This is a genomic window from Streptomyces sp. NPDC052109 (assembly GCF_040680195.1).
Classification (GTDB): domain Bacteria; phylum Actinomycetota; class Actinomycetes; order Streptomycetales; family Streptomycetaceae; genus Streptomyces.
Genome location: NZ_JBFAWF010000013.1, coordinates 48,707 through 71,350 on the forward strand (window position 1 = coordinate 48,707; position 22,644 = coordinate 71,350).

At 72.6% G+C, this 22,644-nt stretch carries 17 protein-coding genes; 13 read left to right on the forward strand and 4 right to left on the reverse strand.

What is annotated here, in order from left to right:
• Nucleotides 1–149: 149 nt before the first annotated feature.
• The 6 genes from AB0L59_RS25055 to AB0L59_RS25080 are packed head-to-tail and all read left to right on the forward strand — an operon-like array spanning nt 150 to nt 8,924.
• Complete coding sequence (locus tag AB0L59_RS25055; RefSeq protein ID WP_365587546.1) at nt 150–977, forward strand: hypothetical protein; 828 nt, start codon at nt 150–152, stop codon at nt 975–977.
• Nucleotides 974–3,250 carry a proline-rich domain-containing protein gene (locus AB0L59_RS25060; protein ID WP_365587549.1) on the forward strand — a complete coding sequence of 759 codons (2,277 nt, stop codon included), beginning with the start codon at nt 974–976 and terminating at the stop codon, nt 3,248–3,250. The genes AB0L59_RS25055 and AB0L59_RS25060 overlap by 4 nt, the downstream gene beginning before the upstream one ends.
• A complete protein-coding gene (locus tag AB0L59_RS25065) occupies nt 3,247–4,980 on the forward strand; it encodes a hypothetical protein (RefSeq protein WP_365587551.1) in 1,734 nt (577 codons plus the stop codon). The genes AB0L59_RS25060 and AB0L59_RS25065 overlap by 4 nt, the downstream gene beginning before the upstream one ends.
• Before the next feature lie 20 nt (nt 4,981–5,000).
• Nucleotides 5,001–5,678, forward strand: a complete 678-nt coding sequence (locus AB0L59_RS25070) for a hypothetical protein (protein WP_365587552.1) — start codon at nt 5,001–5,003, stop codon at nt 5,676–5,678.
• Nucleotides 5,668–7,290: a protein phosphatase 2C domain-containing protein gene (locus AB0L59_RS25075; protein WP_365587554.1), complete on the forward strand. Its 1,623-nt coding sequence runs from the start codon at nt 5,668–5,670 to the stop codon at nt 7,288–7,290. Before AB0L59_RS25070 ends, AB0L59_RS25075 begins: the two co-directional genes overlap by 11 nt.
• The gene (locus tag AB0L59_RS25080; RefSeq protein ID WP_365587556.1) at nt 7,287–8,924 is read left to right on the forward strand and encodes a hypothetical protein; all 1,638 of its coding nucleotides are present in this window, start codon (nt 7,287–7,289) and stop codon (nt 8,922–8,924) included. The genes AB0L59_RS25075 and AB0L59_RS25080 overlap by 4 nt, the downstream gene beginning before the upstream one ends.
• Nucleotides 8,925–8,936: 12 nt before the next feature.
• Here the strand turns inward: AB0L59_RS25080 and AB0L59_RS25085 are convergent, their stop codons facing one another.
• From AB0L59_RS25085 to AB0L59_RS25095, 3 genes are all read right to left on the reverse strand, one after another.
• Nucleotides 8,937–9,665: a Crp/Fnr family transcriptional regulator gene (locus AB0L59_RS25085; protein ID WP_365587558.1), complete on the reverse strand. Its 729-nt coding sequence runs from the start codon at nt 9,663–9,665 to the stop codon at nt 8,937–8,939.
• A 26-nt stretch (nt 9,666–9,691) separates the two neighbouring features.
• Nucleotides 9,692–10,210, reverse strand: a complete 519-nt coding sequence (locus AB0L59_RS25090) for a Pycsar system effector family protein (RefSeq protein WP_365587559.1) — start codon at nt 10,208–10,210, stop codon at nt 9,692–9,694.
• A gap of 91 nt (nt 10,211–10,301) precedes the next feature.
• Nucleotides 10,302–10,928, reverse strand: coding sequence for a MerR family transcriptional regulator (locus AB0L59_RS25095; RefSeq protein ID WP_365587939.1), 627 nt, complete (start codon nt 10,926–10,928; stop codon nt 10,302–10,304).
• A gap of 188 nt (nt 10,929–11,116) precedes the next feature.
• On the opposite strand from AB0L59_RS25095, the gene AB0L59_RS25100 reads away from it, so the two are divergent.
• From AB0L59_RS25100 to AB0L59_RS25115, 4 genes are all read left to right on the forward strand, one after another.
• Entirely contained in the window at nt 11,117–12,658 is a 1,542-nt protein-coding gene (locus AB0L59_RS25100) for an NAD(P)/FAD-dependent oxidoreductase (RefSeq protein ID WP_365587562.1), read from the forward strand.
• The gene (locus AB0L59_RS25105; protein WP_365587564.1) at nt 12,655–13,626 is read left to right on the forward strand and encodes an alpha/beta hydrolase; all 972 of its coding nucleotides are present in this window, start codon (nt 12,655–12,657) and stop codon (nt 13,624–13,626) included. The genes AB0L59_RS25100 and AB0L59_RS25105 overlap by 4 nt, the downstream gene beginning before the upstream one ends.
• Nucleotides 13,623–14,507 carry an SDR family oxidoreductase gene (locus AB0L59_RS25110; RefSeq protein ID WP_365587567.1) on the forward strand — a complete coding sequence of 295 codons (885 nt, stop codon included), beginning with the start codon at nt 13,623–13,625 and terminating at the stop codon, nt 14,505–14,507. The genes AB0L59_RS25105 and AB0L59_RS25110 overlap by 4 nt, the downstream gene beginning before the upstream one ends.
• A 107-nt stretch (nt 14,508–14,614) precedes the next feature.
• Nucleotides 14,615–14,854: a hypothetical protein gene (locus AB0L59_RS25115; protein WP_365587570.1), complete on the forward strand. Its 240-nt coding sequence runs from the start codon at nt 14,615–14,617 to the stop codon at nt 14,852–14,854.
• Nucleotides 14,855–15,346: 492 nt separating this feature from the next.
• On the opposite strand, the gene AB0L59_RS25120 is transcribed toward AB0L59_RS25115, so the two are convergent.
• A complete protein-coding gene (locus AB0L59_RS25120) occupies nt 15,347–18,730 on the reverse strand; it encodes a S41 family peptidase (RefSeq protein ID WP_365587572.1) in 3,384 nt (1,127 codons plus the stop codon).
• Nucleotides 18,731–18,882: 152 nt separating this feature from the next.
• Here AB0L59_RS25120 and AB0L59_RS25125 point away from each other — a divergent pair, with 152 nt between their 5' ends.
• The 3 genes from AB0L59_RS25125 to AB0L59_RS25135 all read left to right on the forward strand — a co-directional run bounded on the left by AB0L59_RS25125 (nt 18,883) and on the right by AB0L59_RS25135 (nt 22,499).
• A complete protein-coding gene (locus AB0L59_RS25125; protein ID WP_365587575.1) occupies nt 18,883–19,488 on the forward strand; it encodes a TetR/AcrR family transcriptional regulator in 606 nt (201 codons plus the stop codon).
• 121 nt (nt 19,489–19,609) lie between these two features.
• The gene (locus tag AB0L59_RS25130; RefSeq protein ID WP_365587578.1) at nt 19,610–21,835 is read left to right on the forward strand and encodes an MMPL family transporter; all 2,226 of its coding nucleotides are present in this window, start codon (nt 19,610–19,612) and stop codon (nt 21,833–21,835) included.
• Nucleotides 21,836–21,983: 148 nt separating this feature from the next.
• Nucleotides 21,984–22,499: a YbaK/EbsC family protein gene (locus tag AB0L59_RS25135; RefSeq protein WP_365587581.1), complete on the forward strand. Its 516-nt coding sequence runs from the start codon at nt 21,984–21,986 to the stop codon at nt 22,497–22,499.
• Nucleotides 22,500–22,644: the final 145 nt, after the last annotated feature.

The window sequence follows — 22,644 nt, forward strand, 5'->3', positions numbered from 1 at the left end:
GCGAGTGCGCCAAATGGCGTGGACCGCCCCCCTCCGTATGCCGTCTACTGGTGAAGCCGATCGATCAGCGGCACGCCCGCGGAGAGCACCGGGAGCATCGGAAGGCCCGCGGGGCACGGGGAGCACGGGGAGTACGGGGAGGCACGCGCATGGCGGGTGAGGCCACGCACCACTGGATCATGGTGCTGGACGTCGAGAACTTCAGTTCGCGCCGCGATCCCGTGCAGCGGCGGGTGCGGGCCGCGATGTACCGGGCGCTCACCGGTGCGATGGAGCGTGCCGGGCTCGCTGTGGCGGACACCGTGACGGAGGACCGCGGCGACGGAGTGCTGATGCTGGTCAAGCCGTCCGTGTCCCCGCTTCTGCTCGCAGGGCCGTTCGTGAGCGAACTGGACGAGGAACTGAGGGAATACGCGGAACAGTCGAACGCGGAACACGCGCTCCGGCTGCGCCTGGCCCTGCACCAGGGGCTGGCGGCACGCGACGCGCACGGGTGGTCGGGCGACGCCGTCAACACGGCGTGCCGGCTGGTGGACGCGCAGCCGTTACGCGACGTGCTGATTGCCGCACCCTCCGCGCGGATGGTTTTCGCCGTCTCGGGCGAGGTCCACCGCGGCGTGATCGGACACGGCCACCGCGGCATCGACCCCGCGGCCTACCTGCCCTGCGCCTTCACCACCAAGCACGGCGAGACGATCAGCAGCTGGATCACGGTCCCCGGGTACTCGGCCCCGCCCGGGCTTGCGCAGCCGGCCTCCCCCGGTCGGCCGGCCGGCCCGGCCGCCACCGGTTCCGGCGGCCCTGCGCACGCACCCGGGACCGGCGACTCCGCCGGACAGCCCGCCCCCGCCCGGGGCCCTCGCGGCGGCACCGAGGACCGCCCCACCGTCTGGCAGCATGCCGAGACCGTCCAGGGCGACCAGATCGCCCACGACAAGCACGTGACCATCCACACCACCGGGAGCGTCCGGCCATGACGGTCGGCACGCCCGCAGGAGCCCCGGTCGCCGGTTCAGCAGGGGGGAGCCGGCCGGCGGCCGGGCCGGGGGGACCCGGGGCGGGCGGCGCGGGCAACGCGCCCCAACCGCCCGCCCCGGGCACGGGCCAGGAACCCGCCGGAGACACCCCCGACGGCCCGCCCCCGGGGCAGCCGGCGGCGGGCGCGGACGACAGCGCGCCGCCGCCGCAGTCCGGCCCCGGTGCGGAGTCGTACGAGGCGACGGGCCAGCTCGGGCAGGGCTCGCAGCGGCGCGGGCATCTGCAGCACGCCGTCGCCAACGTCGAGGGCGACATGGTCGGCGGCGACAAGTACGTGGTGCTGCTGGGCGGCGGCAGACGCAGGCTGCGTGTGCTGTCCCCGCTCATCGCCGAGCGTGTCCGGTTCGCGTACTGCGCGCCCGCCGACCTTCCCGACGCCCGCGACGCCCTCACCCGGCAGCGGGTGCTGATCCTGCGCGGCGCGGCGGGGTACGGCAAGTCCGCCATGGCCGTACGGCTGCTCCTCGGGGCCTGCCGGGGCACGCTCTACCACCTGGACAGCGGCGTCGACTTCGCCCACCTCGCCGAGCAGCTGGAGAACGACACCGGAGCCATCGAGCACGGCGCGGGGTTCCTGCTGGAGCGGCCCGACGACATCGCCAACCTCGGGCGCGACACGTACGAAAAGGTCCAGGGCGCGCTCTCGCAGGCGGACGCCTGGATGGTCGTCACGGTGGCGGACGGCGAACTCGCGGACGGCGAACTCCTCGCCGCCGTCCGGGACCTGACGGCCGCTCCACGGCCCCTGGACGTGGTGCGGGCGCACCTGCGGTGGCGGCTCACCGAACGCGACGCCGACCGGCTGCTGGCGCGCGACGAGGTGTGTGACGTGATCGGCGAACTGCTGGGCGACCTCCCGGCCTGTCGCCAGGCCGGGGACCTCGCCGCGGCGCTGAGCGAGCAGTTTGACCTGACCGGCGGCGTCGACCTGGACCGGCTGCGCGAGCACCGGGCCCGGCTGGAGGTGGAGGACTTCGAGATCTGGGCCGAGAGCCTGCCGGACGCCGCCGCACGCAGCTTCGCCCTGGCCCTGGCCGTGCTCAACGGCCTGCCGCAGGAGGACGTCGCCGAGGCCGCCCGGTCACTGCGCGAACGGCTGGAGGACGACACCCCCTACGTCAGGGCGGCCGGGCCCGACGGGCGTGTACCCCGCTCCGTCGCCCCCTTCGAGACGCCCCGGCGGCGGCAGCTGCTGCGGCTGCGCGCCCACGAGCTGGACAAGCCGGACGGCGAGCCGGGCAAGGTGCTGGAGTACAAGGACCCCGGCTATGCGCGCCGGGTCATCGTGCACGCCTGGACCCAGTACGAGATCCAGGGCGAACTGCTCGATTGGCTCGCCGAGTTGGTGGTCCACCCCGCGGAGCAGGTGCGCGTCTGCGCGGCGGCCTCCGGTCTCGGATTGCTCGCCGCCGAGGCCTACCGGCACATCGAGCGCCGCATCCTCGGCCCCTGGGCGCGCAGCGACAACGCGCTGCGTCGCAGCGCCGTCGCCTACGCCCTGTCCGTGGCCTGCCAGCACCCCTGGGTGCGGGAGCAGGCGGCCGCCCTGGTCGACGGCTGGTACGCGGACGAGCGTCCCGCGCCGCGGGCCACCGCGGCCCGCGTGCACGGCCTGGGAGCAGTGTCCGACCGCCCCGTCGAGGAGCTCGCCCGGCTGCTCGCGGTCGACAGCGTGACGGTGGCCGTGGCCGTCGGCCTCGCGCTGGCCGACCTGGTGGCCGCCGACCCGAACGTGACCGGATCCGTGCTGTCCACGCTGCGGGCCGGTGCCGAGGAGCACCGCTCGGGCCGGGCGGCGACCCTCGCCTTTCTGATCGTCGCCGCCCAGGTGGTCGTGGAGACCAAGGACATCGAGACGGGTGCGCCGGGCGCCGCGACGCCGGAGTGGCCGACCCTGCTCCACCTGGCCCACCGCAGGCCCGAACTGCGCGACCCGTTCGTCCGGTTGTGGCGCGGCGCGCTGAACGAGTCCTTCTTCCACGACGAGGCGGAGCAGGTCATCGGCGGCTGGGCCGCGCTGGCCGAGCGGGACCCGGAACTGCGCGAGATGCTCCGGCTGCTCGTCGGCGCCATCGCACACGGAGACGTGCGCTCCGGCCGGATCCTGCGCGGTTGCGCCGAGGCCTGGACCCACCCGGACCGGATCGTGCGGCTGCCGCTGACAGCCGCCATGGTGCACGCGCAGCTCGACCTGGAAAGGGTGGGAAGATGACCATCTCGCTGATCCTCAACGACCGCGCGATCGCCCGCAGCCGGGTGGGTGAGCTGCCGAACCTCCCGCCCGCCGTGGCGATCGTCTACCCGGTCGAGGGCGGCCCCTTCGAGGTCGAGCGGGTGCGTACGTTCGGACAGCGCTGGTTCGGCAAGAACCGTGCCTGCTACGTCGTCGACCTCAGCGACCACCGGCGCCAGGCCGCCGTCACCAAGACCCCGCTGACCTGCAAGGACGGCGGACACCGGTTCCAGGCGACGATCGACGTCGGCTTCCGGGTGCACGATCCGGCGCTGGTGGTGTCCAGAAACGTGCGGGACGCGCCGGCCGTCGTGTACGGGTATCTGACCGACCGCATCCGGTTGTGCGCCGCACGGTTCCCCATCACCGACGCCATGGCGGCACAGCTGGCGGTCAACCACGAGCTGGACCGGGAGATCCGCCTGCCCGAGGGCATCACCATCTATCACTGCAAGGTCCAGATGGAGCCCGACGACGCGGCGGCCCGGCACATCAAGGAGCTCGAGGAGGCCCGGCGGCGCGCCCGCCTGGAGGTGCACACCCACGACGCGCGGGTCGGCGAGGCCCGTTCCGACGAGCTGATCGAGGACATCCGGGCCGACGGCCGCAGACGCCGACAGGCGGCGGAGCGCGCCACGCTGGACGGCACGGTGCTCGACTTCGAGAACCTCATCCGTGAGCACCTGGTGCGCCACCCGGAGCAGACCGCGCATGCCCTGGAGCTGCTGGCCCGGGTCCGGGAGACCGAGGCCACCCAGCACGAGATCCGCGACCAGCGGCACGCCGAGATGGTCAAGTACCTCATCGAGCGGGGCGTGATCCGGGAGGTCGACCTTCCCGGGCTGCGCCAGGGTGTGCTCGGGCCGAGCGCCCCCGGCGCGGGAGTCGCAGGGGTCCTCGAACGACCGGACGCCGGCGTCGCACCCTCGTTCACCACGGGATCCGTGCCCCAGGGCCCGGACCACTCGGCGTCCGCGCCCGCGGCCGTACCGAGCGGCGGGCCCGTGCAGTGGGGCGGCAGCACCCCGGCCCCCGCGTCCGCGCCGCCGAGCGGACTGATCCCGGTGTACGTCGTCCTGGACACCTCGACGGCGGCGGCCGGCTGTGTCACCGACCTGGGGAACGCGCTGCGCTCGGTGCAGACGCTCCTCGCCAACAGCCCCGACGTGGCCGGTGCGATCCGCCTGTCGGTGATCACGTACGCCGACGGTGCCGATGTGGTGCTGCCGCTCACCGAGGTCTCCTGGCGCACCGGCGTCCCGGGACTGACCACCACGCCCGGCTGCCGCTACCGGCCGGTGCTGCGGCGGCTGCTGGACCTGGTGCCACTGGAGACGGAGCGGCTGAAGGAGCAGGTGCCGCGGGTGCTGCGGCCCGTCGTCTTCTTCCTCGCCGTCGGCCAGGCCGAGGACGACGGCGAATGGCCGGTGGCGCACGCCGAGTTGATGGCGCACAAGTACTTTCCGCACCTGGTGGCCTGCGGGATCGGACCGGACCGTGTCCGGGCGGTGCAGCGGCTCGCCTCGCGGCCCGAACTGGGCGTCGTCGCCGTCGAGGGTGCGGACCTGGCGCAGTCGGCGGTGCAGTTCTCGGTCCTGCTGCAGCGGACCCTGCTGCACCTGGGCCGGAGCGCGCTCGCCGGGCAGATGGAGCTGCGGCTGGAGTGCCCGCAGGGGCTCAGGCCGGTCGTGGTCGAGCAGGACAGCTGAACGGTCGAGGGGAGACTGGGATGGCCGAGACACTGGGGCAACTGCTGCCCGTGTACGTCCTCGCGGACGAGTCGGGATCGATGACGGGCTACGTCGGCGATCTCAACGAGGGGATGAAGTCGCTGCACGTCGCGCTGCTGGGGGAGCCGATGGCGGCCGCCAAGGTGCGCTTTTCGGTGCTGGGTTTCGCCAACGGGGTGAAGGAACGGCTGATATTGGCCGATCTGAGGAGCGAGGCCGAGCTGCCACGGCTGTCGGCGGGCGGCGGCACGAACTACGACGCCGCGTTCGGGGCACTGCTCCAGCGCATCCCGCAGGACGTGCGGACGCTGAAGTCCCAGGGGTACCGCGTGCACCGGCCCGCTGTCTTCTTCCTCAGCGACGGGCAGCCCACCTGCGGCGAGGAGTGGCGCGAGACACACCGCCGGCTCACCGACCGGTCCGTCACCGGGGCGGCGCCGAACGTCATCGCGTTCGGGATCGGTGAGGCCCGTGCCGAGACCATCCTGTCCGTGGCGACACAGCAGGAGTTCGCGTTCGTGTCCATCCCGGGCGCCCAACTCGGCGACTCCATCGCCAAGTTCTTCACCGCGCTCACCAAGAGCGTGGTCGAGTCGGGCAACGCGATGGCGTCGGGGCAGCCCGAGCTGGTGGTGGAGAAGCCGGAGGGCTTCAGGCTCGCGATCGATGAGGTCTGACGTGGAGAAACGGGCGCGATTCCGGTGGGGGAAGGGTCAGCCGGCCGAGGAAGGGGACGCCCCGGATCCGACGGAGCCCGCGCCGCCTCCCGAGCCGCGGCGCGACGAGCAGCGCCAGCCCCCGGGACCGCCGGCACCCGAGTACCGGGTCACCGACTACGCGGTCTCCGAGTACACGGTGCCCACGTACGACGTTCCCGACTACTCCGTCCCGGAGTACGACGGCCCGGACCTCGCCGCACCGCGGCAGCCCGGCCCGTCCCGGCCCGTGCAGCCGGGCGCACCGCAACCGTACGACCCGCGGCAGGGGCCGACCCCGCAGGGCTGGTCCACCGCGCAGCCACGGGAGGGCACGGCACGACCGGATGTGCGGCACGGGCCGACCGGCCGGCCGTCGTACGAGGAGGGTGCCGGTCGGTCGTCGTCCTACGAGGGCGGGCAGGGTCGGTCGCCGTCCTACGAGGGCGGCCCGGGCGGGTACCGGTCGTACGACGGCGCGGCGTGGTGGGAGGGTTCCGGTGCGGGGCGCTCGGACGCGGCGGCGTCGGGCACGGTTCCGCGGACCGGTGACGGGGCCCCGGCTCAGGCGCGGGAGGCCCGCGGCGGCGCGCCGGGTGAGGCCGGAGCTCTTGCCGGCCCCGGGCCCCGGCACGCGGCGCCACGTGCCCAGGAGCCCGCGCCGCAGCGGGGTCAGGGAACGCGGGGGCCCGGCGCCGTGCAGGAGGCGGACCGGTGGCGGCGCATCGTGCTCGGCATCCCCACGGAACACGTGGAGCCGAAACCGCCGCCGGCCGACCCCTACCGGCCCGACACGATCTTCGACGGGTGGTCGACCCCGCACCTGACCGTCCGGCTGGCTTCCGTACGTGGGGACGCGCACCGTTTCGGCGGCCGGCCCCGGCAGGACGACGTGGTCGTCGCCTGGCACGAGCCGACGAGCACGGTCGTCTTCGCCGTGGCCGACGGCGTCTCCTCGGCCCACCAGTCGCATGTGGGAGCGGCGCTGGCCTGCCGTACCGCCGTGAACGACCTGCTGGTCCAGCTGGGCGAGGACCGGCCGGGGCCGGACTGGTCCCGGGTCCTGAAGGCCGCCGCGTATCAGCTGCTGATGCGGGTCGCGCACGGCCGGGAACCGTCCGAGGCCGACCGGGCGGAGGCGTCCCGCACGCTGGCCACGACCCTCGTGACAGGCACGGTCACACCGGTCGAGGGCGGCGCCATGCGGGTGACGGTGATCCGCGCCGGGGACTCCTCGGCCTGGTGCCTGCAGGGAGGCCGGTACGCCCCGTTGCTGCACGACGAGGACGCGGGCTCCGACGACATCTCCAGTACGGCGGTGGTCGCGCTGCCACGGCTGTCGGCGCGGTCACGGCCGATGACGTACACGCTCCCGGCGGACGGCGTCCTGCTGGTGGGCACCGACGGTTTCGGTGTGCCGCTCGGCGATGGCACAGGCCTGGTGGGACAGCTGTTCGCCGACGGGCTGTCGGTGCCGCCGCCGGAGCCGAGGGCCCTGGCCCACCTGCTGGACTTCTCCCGGGAGACGTTCGACGACGACCGCACCCTCCTCGCCGTCTGGCCCCGGCACCGCCTGACCGGTGGGACGCGGTGACCGGCTCGGGAGCCGTGCGGATCCCCAAGGCGCAGCTGGTGCTGGGCCGCACCCTGGGGGACGGTGGCCAGGGCACCGTGTGGGAGGTCGAGAAGCGGCTGATCAACAAGACCTGGCCGGTGGCCTACAAGGAGTACAAGCCGAAGGCGCTCGGCCAGCTCCGGGTCGACGTGCTGGACCGCATGGTCGCCTTCCTGCCCGGCCGGCCGCCCGCGGTGGGCGAGTGGATGGCCCGGCACACGGCCTGGCCCGCGGCGCTGGTGACCGAGGGGTCGGACGTCCGCGGCTTCCTGATGCGGCAGATCCCGGACGAGTTCTTCATCACCGTGCCCTCGGGGGACAGGAAGACCGCCGGCTTCGAGTTCCTGCTCAACCCCCTGGACTTCGTGGGCAAGATGGTGGGCGAGGTGTCGCCCCGTCAGACCTTCGGCCTGCTGCTCGCCCTCGCCGACACCCTCCAACGGCTGCACGAACTCGGCGTGGTGGCCGGTGACCTGTCCCCGAAGAACCTGCTGTTCTCGCTGGCGGGGCAACGGCCCGGCTGCTTCCTCATCGACTGCGACGCCATGGGGCTGGCCGGGGCATGGGCCCTCAAACCCGTGCAGACGCCCGGCTGGCAGCTGCCCGCCGATGAGGTTCCCGAGACGACACAGGGGGACGGCTACAAGTTCGCGCTCCTCGCGACCCGTCTCTTCCTGCACGAACAGCACGGACAGGACACGGATGCGCTGCGGCGCGTCGACCGGACCGTGGGCGACCTGGCCGAGCGTGGCCTGAGCAGCACGCCGTCCGACCGGCCCACCCTGTCCGAGTGGCTCGATCCGCTGCGCCGGGCGTTCGACACCGCGCCCGTCACCTGGCCCGGCCGTCGTCCCGCCGGCGGGCCGACGCCCGGCGCGGCCTCGGGCGGTACGGGCCCCGGCGGTACGCGCCTGCAGGGTGCCCCCGCTCCCGGTGCGGCGGCACCGGCCGGTGGGCCCGTGCCCTCGTTCGTCCCGCCCCCGTACCGTCCTGCGGTGAGCGGTGGCCGGCGCTCGGGGGCGGGCCGGGTGGCCGCGGCGGTGATCGGGGCGGTCCTGGTCCTCGTCGCCCTGGGCGTCTGGTGGAACGGGCATGGCGGCGGCTCCGCCAGTGGCAGCGACGGCGCAGCGGACACCACCACCCGGCAGAGCGAGACCTCGACCACATCGGCCCGCGAGACACAGGCACGCGCGCTGAACGGACTGCTGACCGAGAACACCGGCCGGCGCGGTGGCGTCGCCGACGCGGTGGCGTCGCTGACGCAGTGCAACGACCTGTCGGACGACAGGCGGGTCTTCGCCGATGCGGCCGACGCGCGGGCCGGACTGGTGGACAAGCTGGACGCGCTCGGTCTCGACGAGCTCCCGGACGGCCTGGCCTCCGACCTGCGCACCGCCTGGCGCAGGTCGGAGGCGGCGGATCGGGCCTACGTACGCGTGGTGGACGCCGTGTCGGGCGACTGCGCCTCCGGCAGTGCCGCCGCGACGAGCGCCTGGCACGACGCGGCCACCGCGAGCGATGACGCCACCAAGGCGAAGAAGGACTTCGTCGCCGCGTGGAACCCCGTCGCCGAGGAGTACGGCTTCTCCCGGCTGGCCTGGACGGATCTGTGAGCCGCGGACCGGTCATCCGGTTCCGGCCGCCGGCCCGCCCTCCCGCACTCGCTTCAGGGCGTCGGGGTTGTCGATGGTCAGATGGGTGCGGCCGGTACTCACCCAGCCGTCGGCCCGCCACTGTTCGAGGAGGCGGCTGACCGTTCTGCGGGAGCCGAGGATCAGGCCCGCGAAGTCGTCCTGGGACAGCGGCAGTCCGATCTCCATGGTTCCGGAGGCGTGCCGTCGGCCGTGGGTCGCGGCGAGGTCCAGCAGCAGTCCGGCGAGCCGGGAGGCGAGCGGGTCCGCGCCCGCCGAGGTGCGCTGCCGGTCGGCGTCCCGGAGCCGGGCGGACAGCACCTGGTGGACGGCGCCGGTGATGACCGGATGGTCACGGACCGCCGACCGGAACGCCGCGGCGGGTATCACCAGGGCCCGCACGGGGGTGACCGCGGTCAGCGTCGCCGAGCGGGGGCCGCCGTCGAGGCCCGCCTGTTCGCCGAGCAGGTCACCGGGGTTGCGCAGGGCCAACACCGCCTGGTAGCCGGCGGCGGACACGGTGGTCACCTTGACGCATCCGCGGCCCACGACGAGGAGGTGGTCGGTGAGGTCGTCCTGGCGCAGCAGTTCCTCGCGGGCCGCGTACTCCGCCGGTCGCCCGGCCCGGCGCAGCGTGGCGCGGGCGGGGTCGTCCAGCAGGTCCCAGAAGGGGGTCCGGCCGGGTCCGCGTCCGGTGGGGCCGCCGGGGAACTCCGCCGTCATCGCCGTCCTCTCGCCTCGGTCCGCGGTCAGCCGGTGAGGGCCCCGACCGCGATCAGCAGACAGCCGGCGACCGCGGTCAACAGCGACTGCCGCACCAGCCGTTGTTTGGCCCAGAGGATGCGGCTCATGGTGACCAGCTGGCGGGCCAGCGCGGGCAGCGGCTCGTGCCGGGAGAGGCTGTCGGCGAGCTCGTCGGGAGTCCAGTGGCGTATGTGCCCGTAGAAGATGATGTCGTCGGCGTGGGCGGATCTCACCCGACCGTCCCGTTCGTGGCGGGGCACCACCGCGAGGACCGCGAGTACGGCGGACAGGGCGAGCAGCGTCAGCCCCGTCCACAGGAGCGTCTCGGGGAGCAGGCCCGAGACACGGCCCAGCCGCTGTCCGGAGCCGGACATCGCCACCACGGCGGCGACGGCGGCGGACTCCATGGCCAGGGCGAAGGAGGCCTTGGCGTCGGCGGTGCGGGTCCACTCCGCGAGCACGGCGTGCACCCGCCAGGCACGCTGCGTCGCTTCCTCGGGCGTGGCCCGTTCCTCCTCGGACACTGTCCGGCTCCCCCCTGCCACCGATGGCCGCCGGCCGCTCGGCAGTCATGGGAGCCGAGGGATGACGGATGGACGTGTGACGCTGGGGACGTTACCCGTCCTCCTGCTTCCGCAATCTCCGGTCAAGGGCCAGGGACAGCTCCGCCTCCACCACGCTCCGGGCCAGCGGGCGCAGGCGGTGGAGGTCCTCGCCGCGGGCGTACCGCAGGATCAGGGTGGTGAAGAGTTCGGCCAGGGCGTCGGCGTGTTCGCGGACGCGGGTGGCGGCCATGAGGACCTCGCCGAGCGGGATGCCCTCACGGACCAGCGCGGAGGAGACGTCCAGCAGGCGGCGGCTGATGTGGACGATCTCGTCGCCGTCGGTGCCGAGGTAGCCCAGCTCCATGGCGGCGGCGAGGTTCTCCGGGGTGACCTCGCCCTCGAAGCGGGCGGCGAGTTCCTCCGGGGTGAGGCGGACCGGCTCCTCCTCGGTGGGGGTGCCGACACCGAGGAGGTCGGCGACGTTGCGTCCCTGGTCGAGGGCCTCCGCGAGTTCCGCGATGCCGTTCAGGGTGTGGCCGCGCTCCAGCAGGGCGGCGATGGTGCGCAGACGGGCCAGGTGGTGGTCGTCGTACCAGGCGATACGGCCCTCGCGGCGGGGTGGCGGGATCAGCTTGCGCTCGCGGTAGAAGCGCAGGGTGCGCACGGTGATGCCGGCCAGTCGCGCCAGCTCCTCCATGCGGTACTCGCGCCGTGCCCGCGGCCGTACCTCCGGGTGTTCTGCGTCCTCTGCCACGCCCGAAGCCTATGGTGTACCGCCGGTAACTTCCTTCTCCCGCCCCCTACCGCTCGGTACGGAGCTGCTCTACAGTCCCATTGCGCCAGTGGTCACTGGCAGAGTCCAAGGCGATGCGTGGAGGCTTCGGGATGGCCGAGCACGAGCATGTACGGGTGGCGGTGATCGGGTCCGGATTCGGCGGGCTGGGGGCCGCGGTGCGGCTTCGCCGCGAAGGGATCACCGACTTCGTCGTCCTGGAGCGGGCGGACAGCGTCGGCGGCACCTGGCGGGACAACAGTTACCCCGGGTGCGCCTGTGACGTGCCCTCCCATCTCTACTCCTTCTCCTTCGCGCCCAACCCCGACTGGCCGCGCACCTTCTCCGGGCAGCGGCACATCCGCGCCTATCTGGAGCACGTCACCGACCTTTTCGGGCTGCGCCCCCACATCCGCTTCGACTCCGAGGTCAAGCTCATGACCTGGGACGCCGAGAACCTGCGGTGGGAGATCGAGACCGCGCGTGGCACGCTCACCGCAGACGTGGTCGTCTCCGCCACCGGGCCGCTGTCCGACCCCAAGATCCCCGAGATCCCCGGCCTCGCGTCCTTCCCGGGCACGGTGTTCCACTCCGCCCGCTGGGACCACGACCACGACCTGCGCGGCAAGCGGGTCGCCATGATCGGCACCGGCGCCTCCGCCATCCAGATCGTGCCCGCTATCCAGCGCGAGGTCGGCCGGCTCACCCTCTTCCAGCGCACGCCGCCGTGGGTGATGCCCCGCATGGACCGCGCCATCAGCGAGGCCGAGCGCCGGCTCCACCGGTCCGTGCCCTTCACCACCCAGCTGAGGCGCGGACTGCTGTGGGGCATCCGGGAACTGCAGGTCCAGGCGTTCACCAAGCGCCCCGACGAACTCGGGCTCGTCGAGCGGCTCGCCAAGCGCAACATGGCCCGTGCCATCAAGGACCCGGCCCTGCGCGCCAAGCTCACCCCCGACTACCGCATCGGCTGCAAGCGGATCCTGCTGTCCAGCGAGTACTACCCGGCGCTGGCCCAGCCGAATGTGGACGTCGTCGCCGGCGGGCTCAGCGAGGTCCGCGGGTCGACCGTCGTGGCGGCCGACGGCACCGAGGCCGAGGTCGACGTGATCATCTTCGGTACGGGCTTCCACGTCACGGACATGCCGATCGCCGAGCGGGTGGTCGGGGCGGACGGCGTCACGCTCGCCCAGTCCTGGAAGAACGGCATGCAGGCCCTGCGCGGCGCGGCGGCCGCCGGCTTCCCGAACTGGATGACGATCATCGGGCCCAACACCGGCCTCGGGAACTCCTCCATGATCCTCATGATCGAGTCCCAGCTGAACTACATGGCCGACTACCTGCGGCAACTGGACGTCCTCGGCGGCCGTACGGCCCTCGATGCCCGGCCCGCGGCCGTCGAGGACTGGAACCGGAAGGTCCAGGAACGCATGAAGCGGACCGTGTGGAACACCGGCGGCTGCACCAGCTGGTACCTGGACGCGAGCGGCCGCAACACCACCATCTGGCCGGGCACGACCGCGGAGTTCCGGCGCGCGACCCGGCGGGTGGACCTGGGGGAGTACGAGGTCCTCCGGAAGACCGGCGCCGAGCCGGCCGGTACGGCCGTGCAGAAGACGGTGGCCGCCGCTCAGCGGAGCGAGGGTGCCGCATGAGCCGTCTCGCCCCCGTGGCTTTCGGACCGTACGCCCCGCCCGCCCCCGCCCGCGAACTCACCGTCGTCTCCGCCGACGGCGCGCGACTGCACGTCGAGGTGCACGGCCCCGAGGACGCGCCCCCCGTCGTCCTGGCCCACGGCTGGACCTGCTCGACGGCCTTCTGGGCCGCGCAGATACGGGACCTGGTCACCGACCACCGTGTGATCGCCTACGACCAGAGGGGGCACGGGCGCAGTCCCGCGAGCCCTGCGTGCACCACCCACGCGCTGGCGGACGACCTGGAAGCGGTGCTCGAGCAGACGCTCGCGCCCGGGGAGAAGGCGCTGATCGCCGGCCACTCCATGGGCGGTATGACGATCATGGCCGCGGCCACGCGCCCCCGCTTCCGGGAGCACGCCGCCGCCGTTCTGCTGTGCAGCACCGGCAGCTCACGACTGGTCGCGGAGTCGCGCGTACTGCCGTTGCGCGCCGGGCGCGTGCGCACCTGGATCACCGGGCGCATTCTCGGCTCGCGCGCTCCGCTCGGACCGGTCACGCCGGTCGCGAAGAGCATCCTCAGGTACGCCACCATGGGCGCCGGTTCCGCTCCGCACATGGTGGAGGCGTGCGCGCGGATCGTGCACGCCTGCCCGCGCGCCGCGCGCCACGCTTGGGCGCGCGTGCTCGAGGCGCTCGATCTCGACGACGGCGTACGGGAGTTGGCCGCGCCCACCGCGATCGTGCACGGCACATCCGACCGGCTCACGCCCCCCGTGCATGCCCGCGCGCTGGTCGCGGCGCTGCCGCACTGCGTCGGCCTCACCGAACTGACCGGCGTCGGACACATGACGCCGATCGAGGCCCCCGGCCTGGTGACCGGCAGGATCCGGGAACTCGTCACCACGTACGTCACCGCCACCGGGACCGGGACCGGACCCGCGGACCAGCACGATGCCACCCCGGCGCGGACCAAGGAGGGCGCATGAGCAGGGTCAGCCTCGAAGGGCAGGTCGCGGTCGTCACCGGAGCGGCGCGCGGTGTCGGTGAGCTGCTGGCGCGCAAGCTCTCCGCGCGCGGCGCGCGGGTCGCACTGGTCGGGCTGGAGGAGGAGGCACTCAAGGACGTCTCCTCGCGCCTGCACAGCGACAGCGCCTACTGGTACGCCGACGTCACCGACCACGAGACGATGAGCCGGGTCGCGCAGGAGGTGAAGGCGCGGTTCGGGAAGGTCGACATCGTGGTGGCCAACGCCGGTGTGGCGACGGGCGGTCCGTTCGCCGACTCCGATCCGCAGGCCTGGCGGCGGGTGATCGAGGTGAACCTGATCGGTTCGGCGGTGACGGCGCGGGCGTTCCTGCCGGTGCTGGTGGAGAGCCGGGGCTATCTGCTCCAGATCGCCTCCCTCGCCGCGATCACTCCGGCGCCGATGATGACGGCGTACTGCGCGTCCAAGTCGGGCGTGGAGGCGTACGCGCACAGTCTGCGCGCCGAGGTCGGCTATCAGGGGGTGCGCGTCGGTGTCGCGTACCTGTCCTGGACGGACACCGACATGGTGCGCGGTGCCGACCAGGACGACGTCATGCGGGAGTTGCGACAGCGGCTGCCCTGGCCGTCCAACAAGACGTATCCCCTGGGGCCCGCGGTGGACCGGCTGGTCGCCGGGATCGAGCGGCGCTCGGCGCATGTGTACGGGCAGTGGTGGTTGCGCGGCATGCAGGGCGTGCGCGGTTGTCTGCCGGCGCTCATCGGGACGGTCGGGCAGCGCGAGATGAAGCGGTTCGCACCCCGTCTCCAGGGGATGCGCTCGGGGCTCGTCGGTGCAGGTGGGGCGGCCGACGAGGCGGCCAGGACTACGCACCGTAACTGATCCACATGCGTTCCGTGGTCGCCCGTGTGAATCTGGTCGAGGCCCCACCGAGGGGCCTGACCGAGGGGTCCACCCCCGACCCTCACTCACCACAGGAGTGAACCCACATGGGTATGAAGGACCAGTTCCAGGACCAGGCCAACGAGTGGCAGAACAAGGCCAAGGACAAGCTGAACGAGGGCCGTGAGCGGGCCGGCCAGCGCGGTCAGCAGCCGCGCGGCGGTCAGCAGCAGCGCGGGCAGCAGGGCCAGCAGCCGAACTCCGAGCGCGGTCGCCAGAACATGCGCGACATCGAGGACTCGGAGCAGGAGATGGAAGACCGCTTCGACCGGGACTACGACGCCTAGTCGCTGCGCTCGGCCTTGGCCGGTTTGGCGCGGGGCACCCTTCTTTGCGGAGGGTGCCCCGCGTTCGTGTGTGGGGGGATGCGGGGGTGCTCGGAGGGTGCTCGGGGGGGGGCGTTGTCGGGTGCGGCGCGGGTGAAGCCTTTTCGCGCAGTTCCCCGCGCCCCTTCACGGCCGGCCCTTGCCGCGCGGTTCACCGGCGCCGCTCCGCCCGGGTCGCCGAACTCCTGCCCCCCGGCCCGCAATTCCCGAGGCTCCCGAGCCCCCGAGTCCGGAGCCCTCGAGTCCGGAGCCCTCGAGTCCGGAGCCCTCGAGTCCGGAGTTCCCGAGCCCTGGCATCCCCGGCCGCTCAGAGCCCTTGGAGTCCCCGAGCAGCCGGAGTTCCTGAACAGCCGGGTTCCTTGAGCCCCCGAGTGCCCAGAGCTCGGCCGGGCTCCCAGAGCGGGCCGAGTTCGTTGGAGTGGGCGAGCACCTGAGCGCACGCCGAAGGGCCGCTCATTCGGAGCGTGGTGGGAGGCTGGGGCGGGAGTGGTCGGGGACCTCGCTGTAGTCGGGCGGGATCGCGGCGGGGGTGGTTTCGAGGAGGTCCAGGGCCAGTTGGATCGCGTCGTCCATCTGGGCGTGCCGGCCCTCCGCCCAGTCCAGCGGGGTGCGCATGATCTCCAGGTCGGGCGTGACGCCATGGTTCTCCACGGACCAGCCGTAGGCGTCGAACCAGGCGGCGTTCATCGGGACCGTGATGACCGTGCCGTCGCCCAGCCGGTGCCGGCCGGTCATGCCGACCACGCCGCCCCAGGTGCGCTGGCCGACCACCGGGCCGAGCTTCAGCAGCTTGAACGCGGCGGTGATCATGTCGCCGTCCGAGGAGGTCGCCTCGTCGGCCAGGGCGACCACCGGGCCCCTCGGCGCGTTCGAGGTGTACGACACCGGCTGCGCGTCCCTGGTCAGGTCCCAGCCCAGGATCGTACGGGTCAGTTTCTCTATGACGAGTTCACTGATGTGCCCGCCCGCGTTGCCGCGCACGTCCACGATCAGGGCGGGCCGGGACACCTCCATGCGCAGGTCGCGGTTGAACTGGGCCCAGCCGGAGCCACCCATGTCCGGGATGTGTAGATAACCGCACTTTCCGCCGCTCAACTCCCGCACGACGTCGCGGCGTTTGGCGACCCAGTCCTGGTAGCGCAACGGCCGCTCGTCGATGAGCGGGATGACGGCGACCCGGCGGGCGCGGCCCGCCTCCCCCTCCGGCGGGGTGAAGGTCAGCTCCACGGTCGTCCCCCCGGAGCCGGCGAGGAGCGGAAACGGCCCGGTCACCGGATCGACCGGGCGGCCGTCGACATGGGTCAGCACGGAGCCCTCGCGGATGCCCGTGCCGGCCAGCGGTGAGCGGGCCTTGGAGTCGGAGGAGTCACCGGGGAGGATGCGCTTGACCATCCAGTGGCCGTCGCGGCGGACGAAGTTGGCGCCGAGCAGCCCCTGCCAGCGCTGGTAGTGCGGCGGGCCCTCGTTGCGGCGGGCGGCGGTGACGTAGGCGTGCGAGGTGCACAGTTCGCCCAGGACCTCCCTGAGGAGATCGGCGAACTCGTCCGGGGACGCGACGCGTTCGACCAGCGGCCGGTACTGGTCGAGCACCGCGTCCCAGTCGATGCCGCACATGCCGGGGTCCCAGAAGTAGGCCCGGATGATCCGTCCCGCCTCGTCGAAGGCCTGGCGCCACTCGGCGGGCGGCTCGACCACGTGCAGGATGCGGCGCAGGTCGATCCAGACGGTCGTGTCGCTGTCGCCCAGTTCCGTGGAGGGCACCGCGCGCAGGTCGCCCTCGTCGACGACGACCAGCCGGGTGCCGTCGCCGCTGACCGCGAACCAGTCCAGGTGGTCGATCAGTTCGGACTTCTTCGCCTTGGTGATGGTGAAGTACTCCAGGGTCGGGCGGCCGCTGATGTCGGAGGGGTTGACGAAGGTCTCGCCGAGCGCGCCGGAGATCGGCCAGCGCAGCCAGACGAGTCCGCCGCCGGCGACCGGGTGCAGCCCGGAGTACTTGGAAGCGATCACCGGGAACGGTGTCACCCGGTTCGCCAGGCCCTCCACCTCGACCGTCACCGCCCCGCTCTCGCCGGTCTCCTCGTCCTCCACCGGGTCGAGTCCGCCGGCGGCCGGGCGGCCCTCGGGGTTCAGGGCGAAGGGGGAGGGGGTCGCCGAGTTCAGCGGCACGAGGTACGGGCGGCAGCCTAGCGGGAAGGACAGGTCGCCGGTGTGGACGTCGTACACCGGGTCGAAGCCGCGCCAGGAGAGGAAGGCGAGATAGCGGCCGTCGCGGGTGAAGACGGGATTCTCGTCCTCGAAGCGGCCGTTGGTCACGTCCACGATCAGCCGGTCCTTGATCCGGGCCAGTTTGATCTGGCGCAGGGAGCGGCCGATGCCCGGATGGGACCAGGTGAGCCAGGCGCCGTCCGGGGAGAAGGCGAGGTCGCGGACGGGCCCGTTGATGGACCGGATCAGCTCGGTGAGCCGGCCCGCAGCAGCGTCCGCGCCTTCCGCGCTCCCGATGTCCTGGCCCCCGGTGGTGGTCTCTGTGGTTTCGGTGTCCCCCACGTCTCCTGTGTCCCCCACGTCTCCGGTGTCCCCGGTGTCTCCGGTGTCTCCGGTGTCCGGGATCTCCGCGCCGCCCTCCTCCGCCACATCGATCAACAGCAACCGCCCGTCGTGCGAGGCGAGCGCCAGCCGTTCGCCCAGTGGGTCGGAGACCATCTCCAGGACGCGGCCCAGCCGGCCGGAGGCGAGGCGGCGGGGTGCGCGGTCACCGGTCGCGCGGGGCAGCTGGGCGATCTCGACGGCGTCCTCGCCCTCCGCGTCGGTGACGTACGCGACCTGGCCGGTCGTCCCCAGCATCTCCGGCAGCCGTACCCGCACGCCGGGCGTGTCGGCGATCGTACGGGCGGGGCCGTCGCGGTGGGTGAGCCAGTACAGGCTGCCGCGTACGACGACGGCGCTGGCCCTGCCGGTGTCGTCCACCGAGATGCCGTCGACGTTCTGCGCCGCCGGCACCTGGTACGCGCGGCGCCCGGTGGCCGGCCCGGCGAGACGGACGTCCAGCTTGCGCGGCACGGCGCCGGGGGAGAGGTCGTCCACCAGCCACAGCTCGCCCGCGCACTGGTAGACCACCCTGGTGCCGTCGCTGGAGGCGTGCCGGGCGTAGAAGGCGTCGTGGTCGGTGTGGCGCCGCAGGTCGGAGCCGTCGTCGGCGCAGGAGTAGAGGTTGCCGACGCCCTCGTGGTCGGAGAGGAAGGCGATCCGGCCGGCGACGAACATGGGGCAGGCCAGATGGCCGCAGATGTCGGGCACGAGTTGCCGCCCGTGCAGCCAGAGGCGGCCCATGGCCCCGCCGCGGTACCGCTTCCAGGAGGCGGGTTCGTGCGGTGGGGTGCCGGTGAGCAGGAGGGTCTTGTGCTCGCCGGCGACGTCGGCGACCTGGATGTCGGCGACCGGGCCCCAGGGCAGCCGGCCGCCCGGGTCGCCGTCGGTGGGGACCTTGTAGGCCCAGGTGAAGTAGGAGAAGGGCTGGCCGTGGGAGGCGACCGCCAGGATGTCGCCCTCGGGGGTCCAGCCGCACACCTGGGTGTCGGAGCTGCCCCAGTACGTCAGCTGCCGCTCGGGACCGCCGTCGATGCCGACGAGGTGGATCTCGGGCACGAGGCTGTGCCAGGTCGTGCAGGCGATCCGGCGGCCGTCGGGCGAGAAGCGCGGGTGCCCGGTCTTCGTACGGTCCGCGGTGAGCCGCCAGGCGCGGCCCGGGCCGTCGAGCGGCGCCAGCCAGAGGTCGTCCTCGGCCACGAAGCACAGCAGGTCGTCGCTGATGTGGGGAAGGCGCAGATAGCTCACCTCCCCATGCTTTTCCCCCCGCTGGGGCCCAGCAACTTATGCGGCGCTCACGTTCGTGACCCAGCACACGTACGAAACGGTTTCGTTTCGCTTGGTCCCGGGGTATCTTCGTGGTGTAGCAAGCATGGTTCCGCAGCGGGAAGGCGAGTGGCATGACCGAGGTCGTCGCGGCGACACGTCGCAGCCGTATCACGCCCGAGCGCGAGGCCGAGTTGTACGAGGCCGTGCTGGACCTGCTCCGGGAGGTCGGCTACGACGCCCTCACCATGGACGCCGTCGCCGCCCGCACCCGGTCCAGCAAGGCCACCCTCTACCGCCAGTGGGGCGGCAAGGCCGAGCTGGTGGCGAAGGCGGTGCGGCACAGCAAGCCGGGCGGCTCCGCCGACGACGTCGACACCGGGTCGCTCAGAGGCGATCTGCACGCCCTCACGCTGCGCTCGGACGACTGCGAGATGGAACAGAACTCCGCGCTGATGCGGGGTCTGGCGATGGCCGTCCACGGCAACCCGGACCTGCTGCGCGCGTTCAAGGACCATCTCATCGACCCGGAGCTGGCGGAGTTCCGTCGCGTGCTGCAGCGGGCGGTCGACCGGGGCGAGATCCGTGCGGACAACCCCGCGATCGACTACGTGATGCACATGATGATCGGCGGGTTCGCAGCCCGCTCGCTCATCGACGAGCAGCCGCCGACCCAGGCCTTCCTCCTGTCGTACATCGACGCCGTGGTCCTCCCCGCCCTCGGCGCCACCACCGGCTGATCGCCTTCCGATCCCCTTCTGATCCCCGAGCAAGCCCACCACCTGACGTCACCGCTCACGTCGTCGGGCTGATCACCCCTGCCCTGATGAACCCCCACGACCTGACCGGGAGTACGCCTCCGTGGCCACGTTTCTGTACAAAATCGGCCGTCTCGCCTTCCGGCGACGGCACTTCGTCGCCCTCATATGGGTCGCCCTGCTCACCCTCGCCGGGGTGGGCGCCGCCTCCGCGCCGGCCGCCGGCAACACCTCCTTCTCCATCCCCGGCACCGAGGCGCAGAAGGCCTTCGACCTGCTGGCACAGCGCTTCCCCGGGATGAGCGCCGACGGCGCCACCGCACGGGTCGTCTTCAAGGCGCCCGGCGGCGAGAAGATGACCGACGCCGCCAACAAGGCGGCCGTCGAGAGGACCGTCAAGGAACTGAAGACCGGTTCCGAGGTCGCCTCCGTCGCCGACCCCTACACCGGGCACGCCGTCAGCGTGAACGGCACGATCGCCTACGCCTCGGTGAAGTACAAGGTCTCGGGCATGGAGCTCAAGGACTCCTCCCGGGACGCCCTGAAGGCGGCCGCGCAGGACGCGCGGGACGCCGGGCTGACCGTCGAGGTCGGCGGTGACGCGCTGAACGCGACCCCCGAGACCGGCTCCAGCGAGGTCATCGGCCTCGGCATCGCCGCCGTCGTCCTGGTCATCACCTTCGGCTCGCTGCTCGCGGCCGGATTCCCGCTGCTCACCGCGATCATCGGGGTCGGCATCGGCGTCTCCACGATCACCGCGCTGGCCAGCGCCCTGGACCTCGGTTCCACGACCTCCACCCTGGCCTCGATGATCGGCCTGGCCGTCGGCATCGACTACGCCCTCTTCATCGTCTCCCGCTACCGCGCCGAACTGGCCGAGGGCCGTGAGCGGGAGGAAGCGGCCGGACGGGCCGTCGGCACGGCGGGCTCGGCCGTGGTCTTCGCCGGCCTCACCGTCGTCATCGCCCTGGTCGGCCTGTCGGTCGTCAACATCCCGATGCTCACCAAGATGGGCGTCGCGGCGGCCGGCACCGTCGCCATCGCCGTACTCATCGCGCTGACGATGATCCCGGCACTGCTCGGCTACGCGGGCCGCCGGATCAAGCCGGCGGGCGAGAAGAGCAAGCTGCTCGGCGGCGGCCGTACGCCGAAGAAGCCGGGCCGCCCCAACATGGGCACCCGCTGGGCGAGCTTCGTCGTACGCCGCCCGGTCGCCGTCCTGCTGCTCGGTGTGCTAGGCCTCGGCGCGGCGGCGATCCCGGCCTCGTCCCTGGAGCTGGGTCTGCCCGACGACGGCTCCCAGCCCACCTCCACCACCCAGCGCCGCGCCTACGACCTGCTCTCCGAGGGCTTCGGGCCCGGCTTCAACGGCCCGCTGATGGTCGTGGTCGACGCCAAGGGCAGCGAGCATCCCAAGAAGGCGTTCACCGAGGTCGGCAACGAGATCAAGGGCCTGCAGGACGTCGTCACGGTCACCCCGGCCGTGGCCAACCAGGCCGGCGACACCGCGACGATCACCGTCGTGCCCAAGTCCAAGCCGTCCTCGAAGTCGACCGAGGACCTGGTGCACACCATCCGGGACAAGGGCGCGGACATCGCGGCGAAGACCGACTCCAGGCTCCTGGTCACCGGTACGACCGCGCTGAACATCGACGTCTCGCAGAAGCTGAACGACGCGCTCCTGCCCTACCTGGCGCTGGTGGTGGGCCTCGCGTTCCTGCTGCTGATCGTGGTCTTCCGTTCCGTCCTCGTCCCGCTGAAGGCGGCCCTCGGCTTCCTGCTCAGCGTGCTCGCGGCCCTCGGCGCGGTCGTCGCGGTCTTCCAGTGGGGCTGGATGTCCGGCCTGATGAACGTCGAGCAGACCGGCCCGGTCATGTCGATGATGCCGATCTTCATGGTGGGTGTCGTCTTCGGTCTGGCGATGGACTACGAGGTCTTCCTCGTGACCCGGATGCGGGAGGCGTACGTCCACGGCGAGAAGCCCAGTCAGGCCGTGGTGACCGGTTTCAGGTACGGGGCGCGGGTCGTGACCGCCGCCGCCGTCATCATGATCGCCGTCTTCTCCGGCTTCATCGGTTCGTCCGAGGCGATGATCAAGATGATCGGCTTCGGTCTCGCGATCGCGGTCTTCTTCGACGCGTTCATCGTCCGCATGGCCATCGTCCCGGCGGTACTCGCCCTGCTCGGCAAGCGGGCCTGGTGGCTGCCGAAGTGGCTCGACCGCGCGCTGCCCAACGTGGACATCGAGGGCGAGGGCCTGCGCACGCAGACGGACCCGGAGCGCAGGCACGCCGACCCCGACGAGGAGAAGGAGCTGGTACGGGCCTGAGGTACCGCTTCTGGTCAGAGCCGCCGGTGAGGGTGCCCGTGGGGACGGGGCTGCACCCTCACCGGCTTTCTGCCATGGCCCTGCGGGCGTGCGGCGAGCGGCGAAAACCCCGTGAGCGGGGCTCCGGCGATGGCGTAGCGTGCCCGGCATGACGACGACAGCCGCCACTGACGCCGACGAGTCCGGAGCCCACCCCCGTTTCGCCGAAGCCCTCCGCACGCTCGGCCTCGCCGACGTGCTCGCACGGACCAGGACGTTCCCGGAGGCCACCCGGACCGCCGCCGAGGCCGCCGCGGCCATCGGGTGCGAGCTCAGCCAGATCTGCAAGTCGCTGGTCTTCGCCGCCGACGGGGTACCGGTGCTGGTCCTCATGGACGGGGCCTCGCGCGTGGACGTGGAGCGGGTGCGGGAGGAACTGGGCGCCGGGAAGGTCACCCGGGCCGACGCCGGTGTCGTGCGGGAGACCACCGGGTACGCCATCGGCGGGGTGCCGCCCGTCGGGCACCGCACACGCACGCGGGTCCTCGCCGACCGCTCGCTGCTCGCTCACGACGTGGTGTGGGCGGCCGCCGGTACGCCGCACACCGTCTTCCCCATCGAGCCGAAGGCGCTCGTGACCCATGCCGGCGCCGACCTGGTGGACGTGCGCGAGCGAACCGCGTGACACCCCTCGGCACGGCCGCCGTCCTGCCGACGATCCGGCCGGCCCGGTCCCAGGACCGGGGCGGCCGGGCCGCTGGTGGTGGGGCGTCGGGTTGATGATGCGCGCGGGGTATTCGGGTAGTCCGGTAGGAGAACCACTGGGCAGC

What these genes read in the sequence shown, in the direction of transcription:
- AB0L59_RS25110 (WP_365587567.1), top strand. Translation starts at nt 13,623, where the DNA reads ATGAGCAGGGTCAGCCTCGAAGGGCAGGTCGCGGTCGTCACCGGAGCG.
- AB0L59_RS25100 (WP_365587562.1), top strand. Translation starts at nt 11,117, where the DNA reads ATGGCCGAGCACGAGCATGTACGGGTGGCGGTGATCGGGTCCGGATTC.
- AB0L59_RS25075 (WP_365587554.1), top strand. Translation starts at nt 5,668, where the DNA reads ATGAGGTCTGACGTGGAGAAACGGGCGCGATTCCGGTGGGGGAAGGGT.
- AB0L59_RS25095 (WP_365587939.1), bottom strand. Translation starts at nt 10,928, where the DNA reads ATGGAGGAGCTGGCGCGACTGGCCGGCATCACCGTGCGCACCCTGCGC.
- AB0L59_RS25060 (WP_365587549.1), top strand. Translation starts at nt 974, where the DNA reads ATGACGGTCGGCACGCCCGCAGGAGCCCCGGTCGCCGGTTCAGCAGGG.
- AB0L59_RS25055 (WP_365587546.1), top strand. Translation starts at nt 150, where the DNA reads ATGGCGGGTGAGGCCACGCACCACTGGATCATGGTGCTGGACGTCGAG.
- AB0L59_RS25125 (WP_365587575.1), top strand. Translation starts at nt 18,883, where the DNA reads ATGACCGAGGTCGTCGCGGCGACACGTCGCAGCCGTATCACGCCCGAG.
- AB0L59_RS25085 (WP_365587558.1), bottom strand. Translation starts at nt 9,665, where the DNA reads ATGACGGCGGAGTTCCCCGGCGGCCCCACCGGACGCGGACCCGGCCGG.
- AB0L59_RS25070 (WP_365587552.1), top strand. Translation starts at nt 5,001, where the DNA reads ATGGCCGAGACACTGGGGCAACTGCTGCCCGTGTACGTCCTCGCGGAC.
- AB0L59_RS25115 (WP_365587570.1), top strand. Translation starts at nt 14,615, where the DNA reads ATGGGTATGAAGGACCAGTTCCAGGACCAGGCCAACGAGTGGCAGAAC.
- AB0L59_RS25065 (WP_365587551.1), top strand. Translation starts at nt 3,247, where the DNA reads ATGACCATCTCGCTGATCCTCAACGACCGCGCGATCGCCCGCAGCCGG.
- AB0L59_RS25135 (WP_365587581.1), top strand. Translation starts at nt 21,984, where the DNA reads ATGACGACGACAGCCGCCACTGACGCCGACGAGTCCGGAGCCCACCCC.
- AB0L59_RS25105 (WP_365587564.1), top strand. Translation starts at nt 12,655, where the DNA reads ATGAGCCGTCTCGCCCCCGTGGCTTTCGGACCGTACGCCCCGCCCGCC.